The organism is Acinetobacter sp. ACNIH3, from assembly GCF_002918965.1.
GTDB lineage: Bacteria > Pseudomonadota > Gammaproteobacteria > Pseudomonadales > Moraxellaceae > Acinetobacter > Acinetobacter schindleri.
The window spans coordinates 21,648-43,596 of the sequence record NZ_PQLP01000005.1 but is presented as its reverse complement, the minus strand read 5'-3'; the positions used below and the strand labels follow the sequence as shown (position 1 = coordinate 43,596).

The 21,949-nt window shown below is 43.5% G+C and carries 25 protein-coding genes; 2 read left to right on the top strand and 23 right to left on the bottom strand.

What is annotated here, in order from left to right; translation table 11 throughout:
- Positions 1-14: 14 nt before the first annotated feature.
- The 23 genes from C3420_RS04150 to C3420_RS04040 all read right to left on the bottom strand — a co-directional run bounded on the left by C3420_RS04150 (position 15) and on the right by C3420_RS04040 (position 18,056).
- Positions 15-446 carry an SRPBCC family protein gene (locus C3420_RS04150; protein ID WP_048881303.1) on the bottom strand — a complete coding sequence of 144 codons (432 nt, stop codon included), beginning with the start codon at positions 444-446 and terminating at the stop codon, positions 15-17.
- A 51-nt stretch (positions 447-497) separates the two neighbouring features.
- Positions 498-1,019 carry a tRNA adenosine(34) deaminase TadA gene (gene tadA / locus C3420_RS04145; protein WP_071320084.1) on the bottom strand — a complete coding sequence of 174 codons (522 nt, stop codon included), beginning with the start codon at positions 1,017-1,019 and terminating at the stop codon, positions 498-500.
- A 3-nt stretch (positions 1,020-1,022) separates the two neighbouring features.
- Positions 1,023-2,147 carry an enoyl-CoA hydratase/isomerase family protein gene (locus tag C3420_RS04140; RefSeq protein WP_004892809.1) on the bottom strand — a complete coding sequence of 375 codons (1,125 nt, stop codon included), beginning with the start codon at positions 2,145-2,147 and terminating at the stop codon, positions 1,023-1,025.
- Positions 2,144-2,860 (bottom strand): uracil-DNA glycosylase, encoded by a 717-nt coding sequence (ung, locus tag C3420_RS04135; protein WP_005222516.1) that lies wholly within the window; start codon positions 2,858-2,860, stop codon positions 2,144-2,146. The genes C3420_RS04140 and ung overlap by 4 nt, the downstream gene beginning before the upstream one ends.
- A gap of 45 nt (positions 2,861-2,905) precedes the next feature.
- Entirely contained in the window at positions 2,906-3,502 is a 597-nt protein-coding gene (locus C3420_RS04130) for a 6-pyruvoyl trahydropterin synthase family protein (RefSeq protein ID WP_048881306.1), read from the bottom strand.
- Between the two features lie 147 nt (positions 3,503-3,649).
- Positions 3,650-4,597, bottom strand: a complete 948-nt coding sequence (gene gspK / locus C3420_RS04125; RefSeq protein WP_048881307.1) for a type II secretion system minor pseudopilin GspK — start codon at positions 4,595-4,597, stop codon at positions 3,650-3,652.
- 9 nt (positions 4,598-4,606) lie between these two features.
- Entirely contained in the window at positions 4,607-5,242 is a 636-nt protein-coding gene (locus tag C3420_RS04120) for a type II secretion system protein GspJ (protein WP_103799734.1), read from the bottom strand.
- On the bottom strand, positions 5,239-5,787 hold the full coding sequence (gene gspI / locus C3420_RS04115; RefSeq protein ID WP_171294438.1) for a type II secretion system minor pseudopilin GspI: 549 nt from the start codon (positions 5,785-5,787) through the stop codon (positions 5,239-5,241). The genes C3420_RS04120 and gspI overlap by 4 nt, the downstream gene beginning before the upstream one ends.
- 169 nt (positions 5,788-5,956) lie before the next feature.
- A complete protein-coding gene (locus C3420_RS04110; RefSeq protein ID WP_103799736.1) occupies positions 5,957-6,514 on the bottom strand; it encodes a type II secretion system protein in 558 nt (185 codons plus the stop codon).
- 9 nt (positions 6,515-6,523) lie between these two features.
- Positions 6,524-7,138, bottom strand: a complete 615-nt coding sequence (locus C3420_RS04105) for a TetR/AcrR family transcriptional regulator (protein WP_103799737.1) — start codon at positions 7,136-7,138, stop codon at positions 6,524-6,526.
- Positions 7,139-7,178: 40 nt separating this feature from the next.
- A complete protein-coding gene (locus tag C3420_RS04100; RefSeq protein ID WP_004892792.1) occupies positions 7,179-7,952 on the bottom strand; it encodes a TatD family hydrolase in 774 nt (257 codons plus the stop codon).
- A gap of 26 nt (positions 7,953-7,978) precedes the next feature.
- The gene (locus tag C3420_RS04095; RefSeq protein ID WP_004815576.1) at positions 7,979-8,320 is read right to left on the bottom strand and encodes a PilZ domain-containing protein; all 342 of its coding nucleotides are present in this window, start codon (positions 8,318-8,320) and stop codon (positions 7,979-7,981) included.
- Between the two features lie 17 nt (positions 8,321-8,337).
- The gene (locus tag C3420_RS04090; RefSeq protein ID WP_071320091.1) at positions 8,338-9,321 is read right to left on the bottom strand and encodes a DNA polymerase III subunit delta'; all 984 of its coding nucleotides are present in this window, start codon (positions 9,319-9,321) and stop codon (positions 8,338-8,340) included.
- 14 nt (positions 9,322-9,335) lie between these two features.
- Positions 9,336-10,097 (bottom strand): 3-deoxy-manno-octulosonate cytidylyltransferase, encoded by a 762-nt coding sequence (gene kdsB / locus C3420_RS04085; RefSeq protein WP_103799738.1) that lies wholly within the window; start codon positions 10,095-10,097, stop codon positions 9,336-9,338.
- Between the two features lie 12 nt (positions 10,098-10,109).
- Positions 10,110-11,114 (bottom strand): tetraacyldisaccharide 4'-kinase, encoded by a 1,005-nt coding sequence (gene lpxK / locus C3420_RS04080; RefSeq protein ID WP_103799739.1) that lies wholly within the window; start codon positions 11,112-11,114, stop codon positions 10,110-10,112.
- A 2-nt stretch (positions 11,115-11,116) separates the two neighbouring features.
- A complete protein-coding gene (gene msbA / locus C3420_RS04075; RefSeq protein ID WP_103799740.1) occupies positions 11,117-12,844 on the bottom strand; it encodes a lipid A export permease/ATP-binding protein MsbA in 1,728 nt (575 codons plus the stop codon).
- The gene (locus C3420_RS04070; protein ID WP_004815566.1) at positions 12,844-13,266 is read right to left on the bottom strand and encodes an ExbD/TolR family protein; all 423 of its coding nucleotides are present in this window, start codon (positions 13,264-13,266) and stop codon (positions 12,844-12,846) included. The genes msbA and C3420_RS04070 overlap by 1 nt, the downstream gene beginning before the upstream one ends.
- 8 nt (positions 13,267-13,274) lie before the next feature.
- Positions 13,275-13,913: a MotA/TolQ/ExbB proton channel family protein gene (locus C3420_RS04065; protein ID WP_103799741.1), complete on the bottom strand. Its 639-nt coding sequence runs from the start codon at positions 13,911-13,913 to the stop codon at positions 13,275-13,277.
- 29 nt (positions 13,914-13,942) lie between these two features.
- A complete protein-coding gene (locus C3420_RS04060; RefSeq protein WP_004815563.1) occupies positions 13,943-14,830 on the bottom strand; it encodes a ParB/RepB/Spo0J family partition protein in 888 nt (295 codons plus the stop codon).
- Complete coding sequence (locus tag C3420_RS04055; RefSeq protein WP_004815561.1) at positions 14,827-15,609, bottom strand: ParA family protein; 783 nt, start codon at positions 15,607-15,609, stop codon at positions 14,827-14,829. The genes C3420_RS04060 and C3420_RS04055 overlap by 4 nt, the downstream gene beginning before the upstream one ends.
- A 25-nt stretch (positions 15,610-15,634) precedes the next feature.
- Entirely contained in the window at positions 15,635-16,267 is a 633-nt protein-coding gene (rsmG, locus tag C3420_RS04050; protein WP_103799742.1) for a 16S rRNA (guanine(527)-N(7))-methyltransferase RsmG, read from the bottom strand.
- A gap of 85 nt (positions 16,268-16,352) precedes the next feature.
- Complete coding sequence (gene murU / locus C3420_RS04045) at positions 16,353-17,042, bottom strand: N-acetylmuramate alpha-1-phosphate uridylyltransferase MurU (RefSeq protein WP_103799743.1); 690 nt, start codon at positions 17,040-17,042, stop codon at positions 16,353-16,355.
- Positions 17,043-18,056, bottom strand: coding sequence for an aminoglycoside phosphotransferase family protein (locus tag C3420_RS04040; RefSeq protein ID WP_103799744.1), 1,014 nt, complete (start codon positions 18,054-18,056; stop codon positions 17,043-17,045).
- 121 nt (positions 18,057-18,177) lie between these two features.
- On the opposite strand from C3420_RS04040, the gene C3420_RS04035 reads away from it, so the two are divergent.
- Both C3420_RS04035 and C3420_RS04030 read left to right on the top strand, forming a co-directional pair.
- Positions 18,178-20,637 carry an LPS-assembly protein LptD gene (locus C3420_RS04035; protein WP_103799745.1) on the top strand — a complete coding sequence of 820 codons (2,460 nt, stop codon included), beginning with the start codon at positions 18,178-18,180 and terminating at the stop codon, positions 20,635-20,637.
- Positions 20,637-21,941: a peptidylprolyl isomerase gene (locus tag C3420_RS04030; RefSeq protein ID WP_103799746.1), complete on the top strand. Its 1,305-nt coding sequence runs from the start codon at positions 20,637-20,639 to the stop codon at positions 21,939-21,941. Before C3420_RS04035 ends, C3420_RS04030 begins: the two co-directional genes overlap by 1 nt.
- Positions 21,942-21,949 lie beyond the last annotated feature (8 nt).

The window sequence follows — 21,949 nt, the reverse complement described above, 5'->3', positions numbered from 1 at the left end:
TTTTCCATTGTTGTTTAAACAGATTTTGCGAGTTTCGCGAAGCCTAGTTTAATCCCTGCTTTTAGCTGTGCAAGGATTAATTTGCTGACAAAGGGTGCACGAGCCTGCAATTCAATGGTATAGGTCACCAGTGTCTTATCAGCTGAAACTGCTTCAAACTCGATAATACCCAAGTGATGTTTCACCAGCGGATTTTTAATAATTTTATATTCAATCCGCGAATTCGGCTCAAGTAGTGTGATCTGTTCCTTTAACGGCTTGATCGGCCCAATACCCAGGCTACGAATTGACCCCAGACCATCAGGACGTTCAGGATCCGCAGAATCCTTGATACGTTCCACCTGAATAGGTGCAAAGGCTACATTATAAGTTGCATGCTTAGACAACAGGTCAAACACCTGCGCTAAAGGTGCAGGAAATTCTTTTTTTACTTGTATGGCGTTCATCATAAGTCCTGGTTAGGGTTGTTATTTTTAAGGGCTAATATTAAACAGAATTCAGGCCTGATTCTGATCATTCATTTGCTTTTCTTGTAACTTTAATTGTCTTTTCTGTTCCCGGCGCATTCTAAAGAAATCGCTGAGCTGCCCGGCACACTGCGCTTGCAGGCATCCCGACTCAAACTCAAAAACATGATTGTAGTAGCCAGTTTCAAAGAGCTTACGTGCACTGATCAGTGAGCCTGCTTTCGGCTCTGTGGTACCAAAAACCACGCGAGAAATCCGTGAATGTACCAGTGCCCCTACACACATGGTGCAAGGCTCCAAAGTCACGTAGAGAACTGCATCATCAGGCAGGCGGTAGTTTTGAATGGCCTGACAGGCTTCACGAATGGCTACAATCTCTGCATGTGCGGTAGGGTCATTCAATGAAATTGGAGAATTGAAGCCTTGACCAATAATCTGGTTATCACTAACAATAATTGCACCCACAGGAATTTCTCCCTGCGCTGCCGCTAATGCAGCCTGCTCATAGGCAAACTGCATCCACTCTGCATCGGTTTTAATATGTTCAGTCATGAATCAGCTGATGACACCATACTGTCTTAATAACGCATTCCAGCTGTCAATTTGAGTGACGGGTGGATTATTGCCAAAGATACCTTTCAGACTCAGGTCAGTACCTTTCTCCCATTCCGGAGATAGATCCTTATCGACCAGACGTGCCCGCACACCTTCGACAAAGTCCGGATGACGGATTTTCCAATCGGAAATCTGGATTTCCAGCTCAAAAACTTCATTCCAGGAATGTACCTGTTTACCCCATTGCCATAATAACCAAGTTAAGGCAGCAGTCGCTGGAGAACCTTTTTGAAGATTTTCACTGGCTTGACGCAACCAGTCGCTACGCGCATCTCTTAAACCAACAATCGCTTCATAATCATGTTCAAAGTTAACGCCACGGCAGACACTATGAATGACATCAAGTGAATTTTGCAATGGTCCAGGCCCTACAGGACGATGCATACTGTTTAACGTATCATCAATAGCGCGGAAATCTCCCGCCGGATAATGCTCCCAGTCAACATTGACCATTTTGTGCAGAACAGCATCACGCTGCATATCGCAGATATGGGTAGCCCAGCCAATACCATACGCGCCAGCCGCGGTCATGATTGAACCTGTTAAACCGGTAAATAAACCAATCGCACCACGGTCTGCTAGGAAACGCGTTGCACCAACATCTGGATACAGACCGATATTGATTTCAGGCATTGCCAGACGGGAATATGGCGTTACCAGACGGAACGGTGCTGCCATAAATAAACCTAGACCACCACCCATCACATAACCTTCGCCCCATACCAGCACTGGTTTGGCATAGTTATGTAACAACAGATCTAAAGCATATTCCTGCTCAAAGAATTTGTTCGCAGTTGCAACTTCATCATTGATGACTAACTGACGCAATTTACGTACATCTCCACCTGCACAGAATGCTTTAGGGGTGGTCGAATCGAACCAAATTGCTTTTACATTGTCATCGTGATGAAAATCTTCAAAAACCTCAAGCAAGGCCGATGCAATGGTTTCATCCAGTGCATGTAGTGATTTCGGACGATTTAATCGAACGATGCGCCATCCATTTTGGGCTTCTTCGACAATCAGATCTGAGTGATATTGTTTTGATACAGGAGAATATGTCATGCGTCCAGCTGCCAATCTATAGGCTCAATGCCATGTTGTTTAAGATAATTGTTTGCTTTGGAAAATACTTTACAACCAAAGAATCCGCCACGGTTTGCCGACAACGGCGACGGGTGTGCGGCTTTAAGTACAAGATGTTTATTCTGGTCAATGCGTTGTCCTTTACGCTGCGCGTAAGCACCCCAAAGAATAAAGACTACATTTTCACGTTGTTCATTAATGACATCAATCACGTGATCAGTGAATTCTTCCCAGCCACGTTTTTGATGTGAAGTCGGCTGGCCCGCTTCTACGGTTAATACTGCATTCAGGAGCAATACACCTTGCTCTGCCCAATGGGTCAAGTTGCCATGTTTAGGAATAGGCACGCCCAGATCCGAGTGCAACTCATGAAAAATATTACGCAAAGATGGAGGCAATGCAACCCCTTTTTGCACCGAGAAACTCAAGCCATGTGCTTGATTCGGGCCATGATAAGGATCCTGTCCTAAAATCACCACTTTCACCTGATCCAGCGGTGTCGTATTTAGCGCATTAAAAATCAGATGATTCGGTGGATAAATAACTTTGTCTGCTTTCTTTTCTTCAATCAGAAAATTTTTAAGTGCATCCATTTTTGCACCGAGTAAAAAATCACTCAGGCTATATTTCCAGCTTTCATCCAGCTGGACTTTATTCAGTTTTGCAATTTGCTGTTCAGTTAATAAAGACATTTTTTCATCCTAAATTGATGTCATGCAGTTTAAAACTGAAACAGCTTAAACTTTTACCTGTAAGTCTACGGTTGGGTTGTGGAATGGAATTCCCTGTTTCAACTTGTTGAACATATCAGGATCGGTCCATTCAGCTTGTACCTGTTCAGAAAATTCAATCTGATCCAGGTTAAGTAGCCCCATTTGCTCATTTTCGATATCTTCCAAAAAGCTTTGCGCGTAACCGGTATCGGTTTCATGCACAATCACGGAATACACCTCAACATCTCCTTCACCATTCTGGGTAATGGTTGAAGCCAGCACCTGCTGCGCTAAAAAGAAGAAAATACGCGAGAACTGTTCAGCAGACGGCGATACTGGCAATGACACCCAACGTGCACTAAAATTCTTGCAGGCCTGAATGTATTCGGGATTATCATCCTGCCAAAAGCAGATAGCATGATCGAATGAATCAAAAAAGTCCTTGATGACACCTTTTAGCAAGCCAAAGTCATATACCATCTGACCATGATCGAGCTTAGAGGCTTTCAGTAATAATTCTACTTTATAACTATGACCATGGATCGAACGCTTACAGCGATCCGATGTGCAATTTCGCACGATATGAGCATTTTCAAACTTAAATAGCTTACGAATTAACATGTGCCGTAATGTCGTCAAAAAATAGGTGAATTCACTACAATTATAAAGCAAAACTAGAAGAAGGAGGATTAATTTTGCAGTTCACGTTAATAGACAAAACGGATCATATACAGCTTCTACGCACTCTGGCTGAAGTATGAAGATAATTTAAAATGGCGCCATACTGCGATACGAGACATAGACCTGCTTATCTTGCCGTATCAGATCACTGCTAAACTGACGCTTACGTTCACTCAGCATCACTTCAATCCGTGCTTTAAAGAACTGGGACTTTACGCCCAATAGCGTGGCAAACTGGTTACGATTTTCAGCAGCTACCTGATCAAAAGGAGCGACTTGCCAAAGTTCAGATATATTAGCAAAGTGCTCCTGTTTACCAAATTTAAGATCCAAAGCTTGTTGCACAGCATTCACATCCAGCTTGTCATCCAGACTTGCCAGCAAAGCCGCTGGTGCCGTATTGATATTCACCTGCGTATCCTTTAGCGGGGCTGCCGTTACGTATGGCAGCAGCAGTTTATAGCGGTTCTCTTCAAAACCTCGTACCAGCTTGAGTTGTTCTATACTATGAAAATTGGCATTGGGTGGCAATGCAGCATTTGGCAAACCTTGATAATGAATGGATTCTGCTCCCATAGCACCAATTGGCAGTTCATCTTGATCCTGCCAGTCAATCACTGCTTCACTTAATTGTTCCGGTAATCCAACCCGTTTCAAAATCAGTTCAAACCATTTTTTCGCCGGTTCATTTACGGTTCCATCTTCAGCCACCAGACTGTTCAGATTAAACTTGCCCGACTCATCCTCTAGCCTGCCAGCAATATAGCCATCATCCACAGGAAAAGGTGGCATCTGTTGTGCCCAGGTTTCGTTCAGATGATCAATATCAGCGGCATTTTCAGCATCATCTACAAGCAACTCGGAAAAGAAGGCTTCAGCACTTTTGGCATACATCAAGGACTGATTTTGGCGCATCAGATAAGCTGTACTTTCCGCGGTCGCAGCCTGACGTTTGGCAATCGTTGCCGCCAGGATGGTTGCCAGTGCAACCATGACCAGAATGGTTATTAATGCGATACCCTGTTGCTGCTTCATACTTCGATCCTATGAGCTGCCTATATTATTGGTATTATTTGACAGATAATCTGTGTTCAGCAGACTGAACAACCATTCATATTGCACACCCTGTACAGTCAGATTGATCTTGATACCTTTCGGTAAAAGCTGCTTGTTTTCAGTACGATTTAAATCTAGTCCACTTTCCGGCCATTGTGTGATTTCATTTGGATTCAGTGCAGTAATTTGAAACTGTTCTACATCACTTAGCAATATGCTCGATTCAGGTTGATCGCGTCCGGTCTGGTTCAGGTTCCTGAATTTAAGCCGATAGACTTTTTGCTCATCCGCCCGATATTGATATTCCACCCGCTCATCCGGCGCAATGCCTTGTTCCAACGGATCCGTAACACCAGTCTTACTAAAATTAAAACGACCATCTTGCAATACTAAAGCTGGCTGAATATCACCATTTACATTTGCAGTTAAGGGTACTGTTTGCACCGTATCACGCAGAATCTGCTGATAGCCCTGCTGTAATTGATTTAGCTTTTGTTCATGAAGGGTATTTTGATCGCGCGTGACCCGGATATGATCAAAGACCTGCCATCCCAATGCAGACAATACGGCAAAGATTGCAATCGCAACCAGAAGCTCGACCAGGGTAAATCCATTTTTTTTCATTGTGTCTGATTCACCCGATGATTAAAAAACACCAGACTGCTGACACCAGATTCCAGTTGCCCAGTATCAGCATTGACAATACCGACCTGAATATCAACACGCTGTACATTTGGGCTTATGGTTGATTCAGATTTCTTATCAATCTGCCAAGACTCACCCTGCTGGGTAATTTGCCGGGATGAAGTTCCTGTTAGCCATTCCTGATTGATTTCCATTTGTGCTGCTTCATTTAAAGCAACAAACTGAGCTTTGGTGCGTAAGATGGCATGGGAAGTCGACTGGGTATATTGCATTGCCACTTTAGTCAGTGCCATGGCTGCGGTAGCAAAGATTGCCAGCGCAACCATGACTTCCAGCAAGGTAAAACCTGAGGCACGATTAAGTCGAGTAACACTCGACCTGAGCGGCATTGTCGCGCAAGAAAGTCCGAAAGCTATGCTTGAGGAGCAGCGATAAACGAAACAACGTTTCGTTCGAGCACAAGATGACGAACTCTGTTCGGAGTGCATACGATTAAGTCGAGTAATACTCGACCTGAGCGGCATTGTCGCGCAAGAAAGTCCGAAAGCTGTGCTTGAGGAGCTGCGATGAGTGTAATGCTGCTTCACCGCTGTGTAAGATAAAGAGCTATGCTCGAGGTACACATAATGAAATCGATCAGCACTCGCCTTAAATGACTTGATTGCATCAGCTCCAGCACTCTGCTTGAAATATTTAAATTTCATTGATTTTACCCAGGTGGTCGATTTCAATCGCAGAACCGACTTCATTATTATCAAGATAAAACTGAATCCGTGCCGGTTTCACTTCCCCATTACCAAGCCAAATCAATTTTGGTGCATCCTGCATAGTCAAATCCCGGTTTTGTGCATTTTCATAACGCTGGTCCAAGGGCTGAATCTGCAAAGATACTTTATCTGGCAAAGCTTGGGTCTTAAATTCAGTATAGTGAATCCATTTCTGTGATGTTCTACTTAAACTGAAATCGGTATTGGTAGGATTTTTTTGATATTCCACCACAGTGTACTGAAATGGACTGACATCCGTTGCCGGCTGGGTCTGCAAGGCGAGCACCCGAGCCTGATCATTCGCTTCACGTAAAATGCGTTGTAAATCCAGCATAAACACTTCACGTGCCTGCATCGCTTTACGCTGATCTACACCACCTATATTCAGCATCACCAGAGATGCCAGAATTCCCATAATGACAATTACTACCATCAGTTCAATGAGTGTAAAACCATGATTTGATGATAGAAATTGGATTTTCATGGAATGCCTTTAAACAAACTGCTCAGCCGAATTAATTTTCTTGGGTAAAGCCAGAGCCTGGTCGATATAGGCCACACGTAAAGTATCACGAGAACCAAGGTAACGCTGATAGAAACTGGAGTTCAGGATTGCAGCTGCACCATGAGTCAGTGACCAAATCGAAGCAAGATAATCACGTACTGGCATACTGCTTTGAATTGATTCGAGATAGCTTTCTGTCATGCGAATAATCAGACGTAAACGCTGTTTCCGGATCTGGTAAAGCTCAGTAAATAATTGCTGAATGCCCACCCCAGTCGTCGATAAGCGTTCCTCAATCTGATGAAACAGTACCGTACGCTCCGGATGGTGCAAATGATGCAACATGAAGAAAGCCAAATGTTCTGGAAAAGCCTTCTCCGCATCTTGTATCATTTCCAGCAGCATACGTTCATTACGGATGATGAGCAGCATGTACAGCTCATCCTTGCTTTGGAAATGTTTATAGAGTGTGCCTTTAGCCAAATCCAGTTCTGCAGCCAACGCATCTAGCGTCATACCGGCTTCACCATTTTCAAGTAGCAGCTGTTCTGCTACTTGAAAAATCAAGGTTTCTCTTGCTCGAAACTGAGCCTGACGATCCATCTTCACCCTATAACTCTCTTCTGCTCTTATTTAATTCGTATTACTTGAAACTTAGAAGATTTTCAAAATTCTGCATTGTGATTGCAGCCATTTCTTCCAAGCTCTTATCATATACATCACATAAGGCTTTGGCTACAAATGGAACGTATTTCGGTTCATTTGATTTACCCCGATAAGGCACGGGTGCCAGATAAGGACTATCTGTCTCTATCAACACGCGATCCAGTGGAACCTGTTTCGCCACATCCCGTAAATCCTGCGCATTTTTGAAAGAAACAATGCCTGAGAAAGAGACATAATAACCACAGTCAAGAACTGCTTTGGCTGTTTCCCAGTCTTCGGTAAAACAGTGCAATATGCCATGTGTAGATTTTTCAGCGCGAATGATATCTACTGTGTCATGCTTGGCTGAACGGGTGTGGACCACCACCGGTTTTTTCACGACTTGAGAAGCATGGATGTGGCGTGCAAAACATTCTTTCTGTTCTTGGATAAAATCAGTGCTATGGAAATAATCCAGACCTGTTTCACCTAAAGCCCAAACTTTTTCTGGCTGTGCCAGCTCAACCAGATAATCCGTAGTTGCGCGCGCCATGGTTGCAGCATCTTCACAAGGATGCACACCCACGGTGTAGCCTACATCAGCATGTCGTGCCGCAATCTTGGCCAGTTCGATATGATCATCAAGATCTACCGAAATACTCATAAACTTGGAAACACCTGCTTCACGTGCCTGTGCCAATGCCAGATCCAGATCACCGCTGTAAGGCGTTAAGTCGAGTAAAGTTAAATGACAATGCGTATCTACAAACACGGTGTAGTCCTTTTCAGCAGGGAGAATTACATAGTGTAGCTTCTACGCCCTGCAGATTTAAGCCCCGTAGTCAGTCGTTCGGCCTCATTTTTAAAGAAAATGCCTTTATCACCGCTTAACTGGATGCCAAAACCTTGTGGTTTAATGCCATTTTGTTTTTGTGATACCCAAATAACTTTACCGGTTAAAGGAATTTTTTGTGATTGTTCAGGTAAAGTAGTCAGGACGAAAACTTCATCCCCGAGCTTTACTGTCTGATTGGAAGGAATAAAAAGACCACCGCCTGCAACAAATGGCATATAACTGGCAAATAGAGTTTCAATATCAGGAATATTGGCCTGAATAATCCCCCCCATACGTGATTGCATATTCTTCTCCTTGTTCGTTAAAGATTCATCAGTCGAATACAGAGCTGATCCAGAACCAGATTGCTTTGTACATTCTGTTCCAGATACTGCTTGGACTGTTGAAATTCCCCATAAATATCAAAAAGCTGTTCTAATGAATATTGTTGAGCCAATACATCAAATTCCAAATCGATGTTTTTAACGGCTTGATTTAGCTTGACACAAATCAAATCCGACAACAAGTATTCAAACATCTGCCCAAAATCACTAAAGTTCAGGCTTTTGTTCCATCGCGTCGCAATTGCGATCGGCATATTTTTTTCTATAACCAGTTTTTTCCAGTCTTGCAAAAAATCCTGACGCATCGGCATCCAGGCACTCTGAGCCACTTCAATCGCCTGTAACGGCATCTGATTGGCCAGATTCATTAATAATTGTTGTTGGGAAGATCCTGCATCTGGTAAATATTCGTTTAAATAATTTGTGGCCTGATCTGATGTAATGCGATCCAAAGCAAAATGCTGTAAACGGCTACGAATTGTCGCGGGTAATTTTAAGTAATGATCAGCCAGCAGAATAATGACAATATTTTCACCCGGCTCTTCCAGGGTTTTCAGCAAAGCATTGGAAGAGGCAATATTCAGTGCTTCAGCAGGCTCTATGACAATAACACGCCAACCATCAACAGTTTGCTGCACAAATGGCAATAAATCCCGGATCTTTTCAATCTTGATTTTGGCATTCTGTTTTTTGTTTTCTTCATCGGTACTGATATAAACATAATTGGGATGAGTATCTGCTTTAAGCCACTGACAACTGCCACATTCACCACATGGCAAATTGCGCATATGACGATTTTGACATAATACCCATGCTAGAAATTGCTGGGTAAAAGCTTCCTTACCACAACCCTTTTTGCCATAAAACAGTAGTCCATGCCCAAGCTGGGGAAAACGCCCAGTAAGCGTATCCCAGACTTGTTGTTGCCAAGGATAAATTTGTGCGGTGGCATCAAGCGGCATGCTAAATTCTCAAATTAGGCGAATACAGATGGATCAAGCTGGTTCAGACGATCCAGATCCTGCTGGGTATCTACACCAGGGGGCAAACTCACTTCAGCAACAGAGATGGCAATACGGTGACCATTTTCCAGCACACGCAACTGTTCTAAAGATTCCAGCTTTTCCAGAATGCCCATTTCCCAGGTTACATATTCCTGAAGCAACTTCACCCGATAAGCATACAGACCCAAATGGCGATAAGCCTGATCATGCAGTTTCTGCTCAGCTTGTTTTGCTCCATCACGGTCATAAGGAATCGTTGCACGGCTAAAATACAGCGCCTGATTGTGCTTTGACATCACCACTTTCACGATACTGTCACGCTGAAATTCTTCAAGCTGATGAATCGACTCACAAAGTGTCGACATAGACGATTCTGGCTGATCGACCAGTAGCTGAGCCACCTGCTGAACCAGTTGCGCAGGTAATAACGGCTCATCACCTTGGACATTAACGATAATATCATCACTTGCCCAACCTTTAATTTTTGCTACTTCACTTAGGCGGTCGGTTCCCGATGGATGATCAGGTGAAGTAATGACAACATCCACACCTTCAGCACGACATACGGCTGCAATACGTTCATCATCTGTCGCTACACATAGATCATCAAAACCTTCTACTTTACGCGCCTGATCGACCACACGCAGAATCATTGGACGACCACGAATCTCTAATAAAGGTTTACCCGGCAGACGTGAGCTGGCAAAGCGTGCAGGAATGACAATGTGTTTCATAATGAATAAACCTTAAGAAATAGAAATACCGTATTCACCAAGTTGTTGCTGCAAGATCGCATAACAGGCTGGCGATAATATTGCCTCAACAGGCACCACCCAGATATCACGATTAAATGCCGGATTCTGTTTGAGTAAAGTCATAATCTTTACTGCATCTTTCTCAGTGGTAATGATCGGATAATTATCTTCAAACTGCAGATCTTCAATTTCATAGTCATGATGATCCGGAAATTCATGGCACTGGAATTGCTGAATACCCAGGCTTTCCAAGGTCTGATAGAAACGCTGTGGAAAACCAATCCCGACGACGGCATAAAAAGGTAAGTTCGGATCAAAAGTCTGCAACCCTGCCCGATTGAGTAAATACGGCTGTGAGGGAGCCAAATGCATATGCAAGTCAGATTGCGGATAAGCCGTATGCTCAATTACAGTACCGGTTTTTAGACGTTCAACCGGCTCACGTAAATAACCTTCAGGCAGAAGTTTCTGATTGCCCAGACCACGATTATTATCCAGCACAATCCACTCAATCTGACGATTCAAAGCCCAGTGCTGTAAACCATCATCACAAATAATCAAATCCAGATTATGTTTGGACAATAGCAGCTCTATACTCTGCTGACGATTAGGACCAACAGCCATCGGTACACCCGTCGACTGGACAATCAGTGCGGGTTCATCCCCCACACTTTCTGCGGTCGCCTGCGTATCGACATAGCAAGGAAATGGACCTTTACCTCCATAACCCCGGCTGATCACGCCAACCCGGACATTTTGTTTTTCTAGATATTCAACCAAATGGATCAGTAATGGAGTTTTCCCACTCCCACCCACAGTGATATTACCAATCACCATCACAGGTACAGGTGCGGTATAACTTGCTTTAAAACCTTTATCATATAAGGCTTTATTTAAGCTAAATCCGATCTGGTACAGCCAGGACAATGGTCGAAATACAATCAGCCATTTAGCCTGTGTATTCCAGGCATCCTGAATGACCTGTGCCAGTGACATACTTATTGTTCCTCGAAGTTGCGTTGATGCAACTGGTAATAAGCACCCTTGCGGTTGATCAATTCCTGGTGGGTCCCCTGCTCCAGAATGCGACCTTGATCCATGACGACAATACTGTCGGCATTTTCAATCGTAGATAAGCGGTGAGCAATAACGATAGTGGTACGATCCTGCATTGCCGCATCAAAAGCACGCTGAATAAAGTATTCAGATTCATTATCCAGCGCACTGGTTGCTTCATCCAGAATTAAAATTGGTGCATTTTTCAGAATGGCACGCGCAATCGCAATACGCTGGCGCTGACCGCCAGACAGATTCAGACCTTGTGCGCCCAGCTCGGTATCATAACCATTTGGCAAAGCCATAATAAAGTCATGGGCATAAGCAGCTTTAGCCGCGGCAATAATATCTTCTTCTGCAGCATCTTCCAGCTGACCATAAGCGATGTTTTCACGCACGGTACGGTTAAACAGCACCACCTGCTGGTTTACCATCGAGATCTGGGTACGCAGAGCATTCAGCTCAAAATCTTTAATGTCTTTGCCATCAAACAGGATTTGACCGGAGCTTGCTTCCTGATAGCGCATTAAAAGGTTCACCAGTGAAGTTTTACCTGCACCTGAGCGACCTACCAATGCTACTGTTTGTGCGGCTTTTACATCAAGATTCAGATCGGTTAATGCCTGATACCCATCAGAATAAGTCAAGTTCACATTTTTCAGCTGGATATTACCTTTTAAAGTATCTTTAAAAGTACCTGCATTTTTTTCTTCCGGCATATCCAGTAATTCAAACACTGAATAAGCTGCCGCCATACCACGCTGAATTTTTTCATTGACTTCAGTAAGTGCCTTGATCGGTTTGGACAACATACCTGCCACGGTAATATAAGCGACAAATTCACCTGCAGTCGTGTCACGTAAAATTTCCGGGCGCAAAGCCAGGAACATGACAATACTCAACGCAATAGACATAATGAGCTGTACGATCGGGCTGTTGAGCTCTTTCACCACAACCATTTTCAAGCCACGACGCAAGTTTTCTAGAGAGTGCTTTCTAAAACGTTCCTGCTCGTACGCTTGACCGCCAAAGGCTTTTACCACCATATTGGCATTTACAGATTCCTGTACCACATGGTTCACATCCCCCATGGTGTTCTGCACTTGCTTGGACAGCTTACGCATACGCTGTGCAGCTTTGCGAATAAGCAGACCAATGATCGGTGCAAAAATCAGAATAATTAACGTTAAACGCCAGTTTGTATAAAGCAGATAACCAATCAGCGCGATTGTGATCAGACCTTGCTGTACAATCACTTTAAATGAATCACTTGAAGCAGCAGTCAGCTGCTCAACGTTATACATGATTTTAGCACTAATATGACCACTGGTATTATCCAGAAAATATTGCGAAGGCAGACGCATCAGCTTGGCAAAGACTTCCTGACGAATATTAAAGACCAGATTTCGGGAAATGACTGCAGTAAAATAGCCACCTAAAAACAAACCTACACCGCGGAAAAAGATCAGCAAGACCACCAGAAACGGGAAGATCGTCGTAAAACCCTGATCACGAGTCTGAATCGCTTCAATAATATATTCCAGCAACTTGGCAACAGAGACTTCTGTTGCAGCATTGATGGCGAAACCCAGGATAACCAGTAAGGCCAATCCCCAAAATTGTTTTAAATAACTGAGAAGACGTAAATAGACTTTTAAATCTTGCTTCACTAATAACCTCGGGTAGGTACTTTCGTACTAATGTTGATGTTCACAAAGCCAAGTTGCCCTGCAACATCCATAACGCGAATCACATCCTGATGTGCTGCTTTTGCATCAGCAGCAATCACGAACATTAAATCACGTCGTTCGTTAGAAATCTGTTTAATTGCGGTATTTAAATCAGCCACTTCTTTGCTCGCCAATGACTGCCCATTCACTGCATAGTGCCCATTTGCATCCACAGTGACTTCAACCTTTTGATCAAAGTTTTTCGGTGGAACTCCTTGCGCGTCTGGCAAGGTCAAATTCATACGGCTGAGTTGACTGAAAGTCGTAGAAAGCAATAGAAATACCAAGATAAATAACAGACAGTCAATCATCGGAGTGAGGTTGATATGAACATCTTCAACCTGATTGCGTTTGAATTTCATGACTCACCTCAGCTCGCCTTCTGAAGAATTTCATCCGCTTCTGAAGCATGCGAATAAAACAGGTCAGCATGAAATAAAGTCGCCTGCTGCTCCAGCTCAGCTACATATTCCTGTACCAGACGCTGGAAATAACGATGTGCAAATACGGCAGGGATCGCGATCAGCATCCCGGCAGCTGTCGTAATTAACGCCTTGGAAATCCCCGGCATCATCAGCACTGGATCGCTGGTAGTACCCACGTCAATCATAAGAAAAGATTCAATAATTCCGATCACTGTACCGAGCAAACCCAGCAAAGGTGCAACTGCACTTAAAGTTCCCAAAAAATTGATATTTCTTTCCAGATAACCAATTTCCTGCGAAGCAACGACTTCCATCTGGGCACGTGCATATTGCTCGGTCTGTTGCTGGCTGGCAGCACCTGCTGCAAAAACACGGCCTAATGTACTCCCTTGCAGGGATTTATCCATATTTAGTTTTTGCATCACCTGATTGGCATTTTGCCCGGGACCTATCAAAAGCGCTTTAGGTAATATCAGGCTCTTTTTTAGGCGAATAAATCGCTCTAATGAGATGGCCACCATGAAAATCGAACATAATACGAGGGGTAGCATCAGCCACCCACCTGCTTTTACCAATTCCCACATCTGATTTATCCCCAATCAAGAATCAAGTTTTATTCGTCATCCAGGATCGAAAGGATACCGTCTAGCTCTTCCAATGAATGATAGCTAATGACCAGTTTGCCTTTGCCCTGCTTGTTATAATCAATTTTTACTTCTGCACTAAAACGTTCTGACAGACGTTGTGTCAGTTGTTGAATATCCGGCGCTACGACTGGCTTTGGTTTATCCTGTTTTGGAGTATTAAAATCACGCACTAATTGCTCAGTCTGGCGTACGGACAAGCTCTTCTCAATTACCATTTCAGCCACTTTCAGCTGGTCTTTGGCTTTCAAAGTCAGGATCGCACGGGCATGCCCCATATCAAGCAGCCCTTGCTGCATAAAGTCTTTGACCTCTTCAGCCAAGGTCAGCAAACGCAGTAAATTACTGACTGTCGTACGCGCCTTGCCTACAGTATCGGCAATTTCCTGATGGCTCAGACCAAATTCTTCATGGAAACGTTGCAGCGCCATTGCCTGATCAATTGGATTCAGATCCTGACGCTGGATATTTTCAATCAAAGCCAGCGCAATTGCCACCTGATCATTCAGATCACGCACAATCGCAGGAACTTCTGTAAGGCCTGCCAATTGTGCTGCACGCCAGCGACGCTCACCCGCAATAATTTCATAAGGATGGCGTTCATCATCTACCGGACGGATGACGATCGGCTGCATGATGCCATGCTTCTCAATTGAAGCAGCCAATTCCTGCAAGTCCTGTTCATTGATATAACGACGTGGCTGGTATTCACCACGTTTCAACAGGTTCACATCAATCTGCTTCAGCTGACCATGATCCAGACCTTGTGCTTCAAGCTGTAATTTTTCTTTTTGAATTGACCCCAGTAATGCATCCAAACCACGACCTTTGGCGAGTCCACGTTTCTTCACGGTCATGCTTTACTTCCTTTTTTCACTTTGCTTTTCTTTAACATTTCAGCCGCCAGATTAAGGTAAGCAACTGCACCCTTGGAACTTTTTTCAAAATAAATCACTGGCAAACCATGTGCTGGTGCTTCAGCCAGACGGATATTACGTGGAATCACGGTATCGTAAAGTTTCTTGCCAAAATATTGTTGTAATTCTTCAGAGACATCACGTGTCAGTGCATTACGCGCATCATACATGGTACGTAATACACCCACGATTTGTAGATCAGGATTTAAAGCCTGCTGAATCCGGTCAATGGTCTGAGTCAAATCAGCCAATCCTTCTAATGCATAATACTCACATTGCATTGGAATAATCACGCCATCCACGGCAGCTAAGGCGTTCACGGTAATCAGGCTTAAACTTGGTGCACAATCTACAATAATATAATCAAATGATTTTTCAATTTCCTGCAGGGCATCACGCAGAATAAATTCACGGCCTTCCTGTTCGGCAATTGCCAGCTCTACGCCAGCCAGATCACGGTTGGCGCCTAATACTTTATATCCAACTTCCGCCTTAGTAATTGCCGTTTCAATCGGCACTTCACCAAGCAACACATCTGTTACTGAATAAAGTAAGTCATTTTTCTGAATGCCCGAGCCCATCGTAGCATTACCTTGTGAATCCATATCCACAAGCAGCACACGTTTTTTTAATACTGCGAGAGATGCCGCCAAATTTACTGCGGTTGTGGTTTTGCCAACGCCACCCTTCTGGTTTGCAATCGCAATAATTTGTGCCATGTTGACCCCAATTCCTTTGAAAATCTTAAATACGTTTTAATAAAAGTAAATGACGTTGTTCGTCTAAGCGCGGAACTTTTAGTTCAATAATCTCACAACTGAATTCATCTTTTAAAGCACTAACTTCATCTTGTGGAATCAGACCTTTCATGGAAGCAATAATACTTTGCTCATGCATATAAGGTTTTGATGCGTTTACAAAATCGGTCAATGATGCAAAGGCACGACTGGTAATCACATCAAACTGACCGAGTTCATTAATACTGTCTTCATTTTCAACGCGTGTTTGCACCGCAATCACATTTTGCAATTTCAGGTCAGCAATAAACTGCTTCAGGAAACGGATTTTCTTGCCATTTGAATCTAATAGTACGCAGTTACGTTCCGGCTGACATAATGCAATGATCATGCCTGGCATCCCGCCGCCGGTACCAATATCGAGCAGACGACCTGATGGCAGATCCTTTAAAATGCTTAAGCTGTCTAGCAGATGCTTGACCAGCATTTCTTTCGGGTCACGAATGGCAGTCAGATTGTATGCCTTATTCCACAGCACCAAAGCGTCCTGGTACTTGAGTAATAAATTTAAAGTTTCATCACTCAATGCTAAACCTAAAGCCTGGCTACCCTGCTTTAATTCCTGAAAAAACGTATGCATAAACAATTAACGCTCGAAAAAATTAGAAGAAAGTATACCGCTTTCTCTATATTGGCACAGTAGGGAGTGCTTAGTGAATATTCACTTAAGCATATTTCCCTTCACGAATTTCAGCATCCAGTACAGCTAAACGCTCTGGTGTCCCTACATCAACCCAATTACCCATCAGCTTTGATGCAGCAACCTGATTTGCCAGCATCGCCTCTTTGAGTAATGGCGCCAGTGGACGCTTACCTGCTTCCAGACCTGCAAACATTTTCGGGTCAATCACAGATACACCACTAAAGGTCAGATTTTCACCCTGAACATTCTGATCAAAGGTATAAGCTTTACCTTCAGCCAGGCTAAAATCACCTTGTGGGTGCTGAGGTGGATTTTGCACCAACACCAGATGTGCCAAGTTTTCACCCAGCTCCACTGTCAATAATGGCGCAAAATCCATGGTGGTCCAGACATCACCATTCACTAAAATAAAAGGCTGATCACCTAATAAAGGCAAAGCGTTGATAATACCACCAGCAGTTTCCAGCCCCTCACCTTCATGTGACCATAAAATCTTGACACCAAACTGCGAACCATCCCCCAAAGCTTCCACAAGTTTTTCACCTAGCCATGCGGTATTGATGACAATTTCATTGACACCGATCGCCGCCAGCTTTTCGATATGCCAGACGATCAGAGGCTTGTCACCTACTTCTAAGAGTGGCTTTGGTGTATGCAGCGTTAAAGGGCGCATGCGATTACCTAGGCCTGCAGCCAGAATCATCGCTTTCATTTATGCAGCCACCTCATATGATCCATATTTTTCTTCAAAGGCTGGCAATACACGCTCATTGATAAATTGCATAAATGGCTGCAATTGTGCATAAGGTTTACTTTCTTCCAGCAGATACCACATCACACGCGGCAAATCTTTCAAATATCCCGATTTACCATCACGTTCAAACAGGCGCACAAAAATACCTAAAATCTTGATATGACGTTGAATGGCCATCATGTCGGCATCTTTCTTGAACTGACCAAAATCACGACCCTCTTTGGCAGAAGCCGGCAATAAGTTATAGAAAATTTCAAACCAGCGATAGACACGGTCAGCATTCCACTGTACATAGGCATCGCGGGTAATCGAGATCAGGTCATAAGTATCCGCACCAATTACCGCATCCTGAAAATCGATCACGCCCAGATCTGTTTCACCTGCAATCTGCATCAGGTTACGGCTATGGAAATCACGGTGCACAATCACTTGAGGTTGAGCTAATGCTGCATTCGCCAGAATGGCAAAGGTACGCTTAATCAGCGCACTTTCCGCTGCGGTCGGAATGACTTTTAAAGCGGGCAACATCCAGTCAGTCAGCAATTCCATTTCCGAGATCAGTTTTTCATAAGAATACTCAGGAAAATGACCTTGGCCTTGAATAGACTGTAACTGAACTAACTGTTTAAAACTCTGCTCATAATAAGCATCGACAGTGTCGTTATTGAGCAGATCAGACAGCATCACATTGCCGAAATCTTCGAGCAGTAATAGACCATTTTCCAGATCTTTCGCCACAATGTGAGGCACGCGAACACCATTCGCATCAAAAAATTCATCTATCGTCACAAAAGGCACACAATCTTCTTTTTCTGGTGGTGCATCCATTAGCATAAATGTTTTATTATTCAGTTTGATTCGTGCATAACGACGAAAACTGGCATCGCCTGCTAAAAAATGAGTTTCAAATTGATCTGAACCGAGTACAGAAGCAATCCAAGATTGTATCAATTGTTCGCGTTGAGTATTCATTTGCAATAAATTCTAGTACAGGCTGAGTTTTTAAAGTGCTAAGTGTAGCTACTTATCAACTTTTTCTCTATGATGCGACAATAATTAATTGCGATAAAAGCATGATTGGTTAATGAGACAAATGAAGCATCAGTTTAAATATAATCCTTTAGCGACTGCGATCTTAACTTTGTTATGTGGTAGCTCAATTTCAAGCTATGCTGCAGAAAATGACTCATCCAACAGCAACAATCAGCAGCTTAAACAAAGCTTACAGGAAACCTATCCTGGTGAAGCATTTTTCTCTCAATATTATGTTGACAAATCCACGCCTGAAGCACAACAACGACAGGGACAGTATTTAAGTTCTGCCTATTGTCAAGGCACCTGGATTACTCCGGTTTCACCTGAAGTTGAAGCAGTTGCTCCAGATCAAGCGACTTCTACCGTTACTGCTGACTATGGCCACTATAATCCGAATGGCGATTCCTACTTAGAAGGCAATGTCATCATTGATCAGCAAGGTCGTCAGATTCGTGCAGATCAAGTGACTATTGACCAGACCCAGACCTACGCCAAAGCTCAAGGTCGAGTACAGCTGGCACAAGCAGGTCTGCTCTCACAAAGTGATGATATTAATTACAACCTAAAAACCCAACAAGGCGACTTAAATAACAGCTTTTATATTGCAGAAGAACAACATGCGCATGGGCGTGCAGAAAAAATCGCCAGAACTTCCACTGAAACAGTTGAGCTGGAAAATGCAACCTATACCACTTGCCCACCTGAACAGAAGCCAACCTGGAAAATTCAGGCGGATCGCATCAAGCTGAATCAGGAAACAGGTCGTGGTGAAACTCGTAATACCAAAATATACGTTAAAGATGTGCCTGTTCTTGCAGTACCTTATTTTAACTTCCCGATTGATGATCGTCGCACCACCGGAATTCTGACCCCTAGTTTTGGTTTTACCAATGATGGTGGCTTAGAACTAGGCGTTCCAGTATATCTAAATCTGGCACCAAATTATGATGCTACCATTACACCACGTTATATCGCTGACCGTGGTGCAATGCTGGATGGTCAGTTCCGTTACTTAACCGAGAACTTTGGCTATGGTCAAATCTGGGGGGGCATTTTACCTTCAGATCGTAGCTATGACGATCAAGACCGTAAAGACCTGCATTTCCGTCATGACTGGCAGATTAACGAGCAGTTCTCAACCAATCTTGAATATAACTATGCTTCAGATAAAGATTTCTTCTCAGATCTAAATAACAACCCAAATTCTAAGACTGATCTGAATTTACGTCGTGCTTGGGAAATTAACTATAAAAATGGTATTCCTGGCTTAAAAGCACAGTTAAAAGTAGAAGATTTCCAGACCCTAGACCCAGAAGTTGCAGATGAAGACCGTCCTTATGCGCGTTTGCCACAATTCCTGGTTAACTATAAAACGGGCAACCCACTCGGCTGGCAATTCGAAGCCAATCACGATACTGCCTATTTCAAAAAAGATGTTAATAATATAAATCCAGCTACAGGCAGTTACGAACCGAGTGGTACACGTATCTATAACGATCTGGCAGTTCGCTATAATCATCGAACGCCTGGCTTATTCCTGCTTCCTCAATTGTCCTTGCGCAATATTAATACCTTCTATGACAAGGACACGATTGATCTTTTAGACCAGAACCAAACTAATTCTTCAAGTGAAGATAAATCTATTGTAGTGCCAGAATTCACTCTCGATGCTGGTTTGATTTTTGAAAAAGAAGGACGCTATTTACAGACACTAACACCTCGTCTGTTTTATGCTTACGCACCTTACGAGAATCAAGAAGGTCAGCCGAATTTTGACTCAGTGAATGCTTCGATCAGCTATGATCAGCTATTCAGCCCACGTCGTTTCTATGGTCATGACCGTTTAGAAGACAATAACTTTGCATCCGTAGGCTTAAGCTACAGCCTGTTCAATGATGTTGGTTTAGAACGCCTGCGTGCCAGTATAGGCCAAAGTTTCTTCTTCGAAGACCGTCGCGTGACTTTAGAACGGGATATTGATGAATATGACCGTGAAACGCATACTGGTCCTGTAATTCAACTATCCAGCCAGCTTTCCAATAATTTCCATGTCAACTTTAACTCAGCATGGATGTCGAATGGTCAGAATGCACAGCGCGATGTGCAAGCCTATTACACTGGTGAACAAGGTAATCTCTACAATGTAGGCTATTTCTATCGCAAAGAAATTACTGACCGTCAAAAAAGCTATGATCAGGTGGTTGGTTCATTCATTCAGCCTGTTTTCAATAACTGGCGTCTGATTGGTCATGCTCAATACGATCTGGAAAACAACGTTGCACGTGAATATTTACTTGGCGTGAACTATGAGTCATGCTGTTGGGGTGTTTCCGTCTATGGCCGCTCATATTACAATGATCTGGATGACATCAATGAAGCTGGTGTTAAACCAAAACGCATGATCATGGCAGAACTCAGCCTGAGAGGCCTGGGTGGATTCAACAATAAATTAGCATCACTACTGGAAAACCGTATTCTGGGCTTTAATAATATCAATCAGACTTGGACAGAACGTTAATGAAGACAAAACAGTTAAAACATTTTTTTAAAGCAACCACACTTGCGCTATGCCTTTCTGCAGCAATACCTACTTTTGCTGTTGCACAGACCAAGGATGAAGTTGTAGCTGTTGTCGACAATAGCGTGATTCTTCGCAGTGACCTGGATCAAAGCATTGCAGAGATTTCTCATCAACTCGAAAAGCAAAAGAAGCCTGCACCGTCACAACAAATCCTGCAACAACAAGCCTTAGAGCAACTGATTTTACGTCAGGCTCAACTTGAACAGGTAAAGCGTTATAATGTTCGTCCTGATGAAAAAGCGCTTAATGATGCAGTATTAAAAGTTGCACGCGACTCTGGTTCTTCCAGCCTGGAAGCTTTCCAGCAAAAGCTGGATTCAATTGCACCAAATACTTATGCTGCTCTACGTAACCGTATTGCAGAAGACCTTGCGATTAACCGTCTACGTCAACAGATTGTGACTTCCCGTATCAAAATCAGCGATCAGGATGTGGAGAACTTCCTGAAAACCCCGCAAGGTCAGGCATTACTCGGCAATCAGGTTCATGTACAACATGTCCGTGTTTCTGGTGACAATACAGCTCAAGTTGCAGCAGAGGTAAAGAAAGAGTTAGAAAGCTCTACCGACCTGAAAGCAATTGAGAAGAAATACTCCAAAAATGGTGTCAAAGTTGAAGCTGCTGACATGGGCTTCCGTAATATTTCAGATATTCCAGATGAGCTCGCATCACGTGTAACCAGCCTTCAGCCTGGTCAAACCTCTGAACTGATTGAAGCCCGCGATGGTACTCACATCCTTAAGCTAATTGATCGTAAAACGGGTGAAAAGCGTGCACTCGTACAACAATATCAGACGCGTCATATTCTGATTCAGCCTTCCGAAGTAGTGAGTCCTGAAAATGCCAAACAGATGATTGACAGTCTGTATACCCGCCTAAAAAATGGTGAAGACTTTGCCGTACTGGCGGCTACCTTCTCCAATGATCCTGGTTCAGCACGTGACAGTGGTAGTCTAGGCTGGGTGAATCCAGGTGTGATGGTCCCAGAGTTTGAAGAACGTATGAAAAAAACGCCTGTGGGCCAAATTAGCGAACCGTTCCAGTCTCAGTTTGGCTGGCATATTCTACAGGTGACAGATACGCGCCAACAGGATATGACTTCAGAATATCAGGACCGTATGGCACGCCAGCTTTTAGGCGAACGTCAGTTTGATACAGAACTGGATAGCTGGTTACGTGAGACACGCAGTAATGCCTTTGTTGAGATCAAAGATCCACAACTGGACCGTAAAAAGAATTAATATTCAGC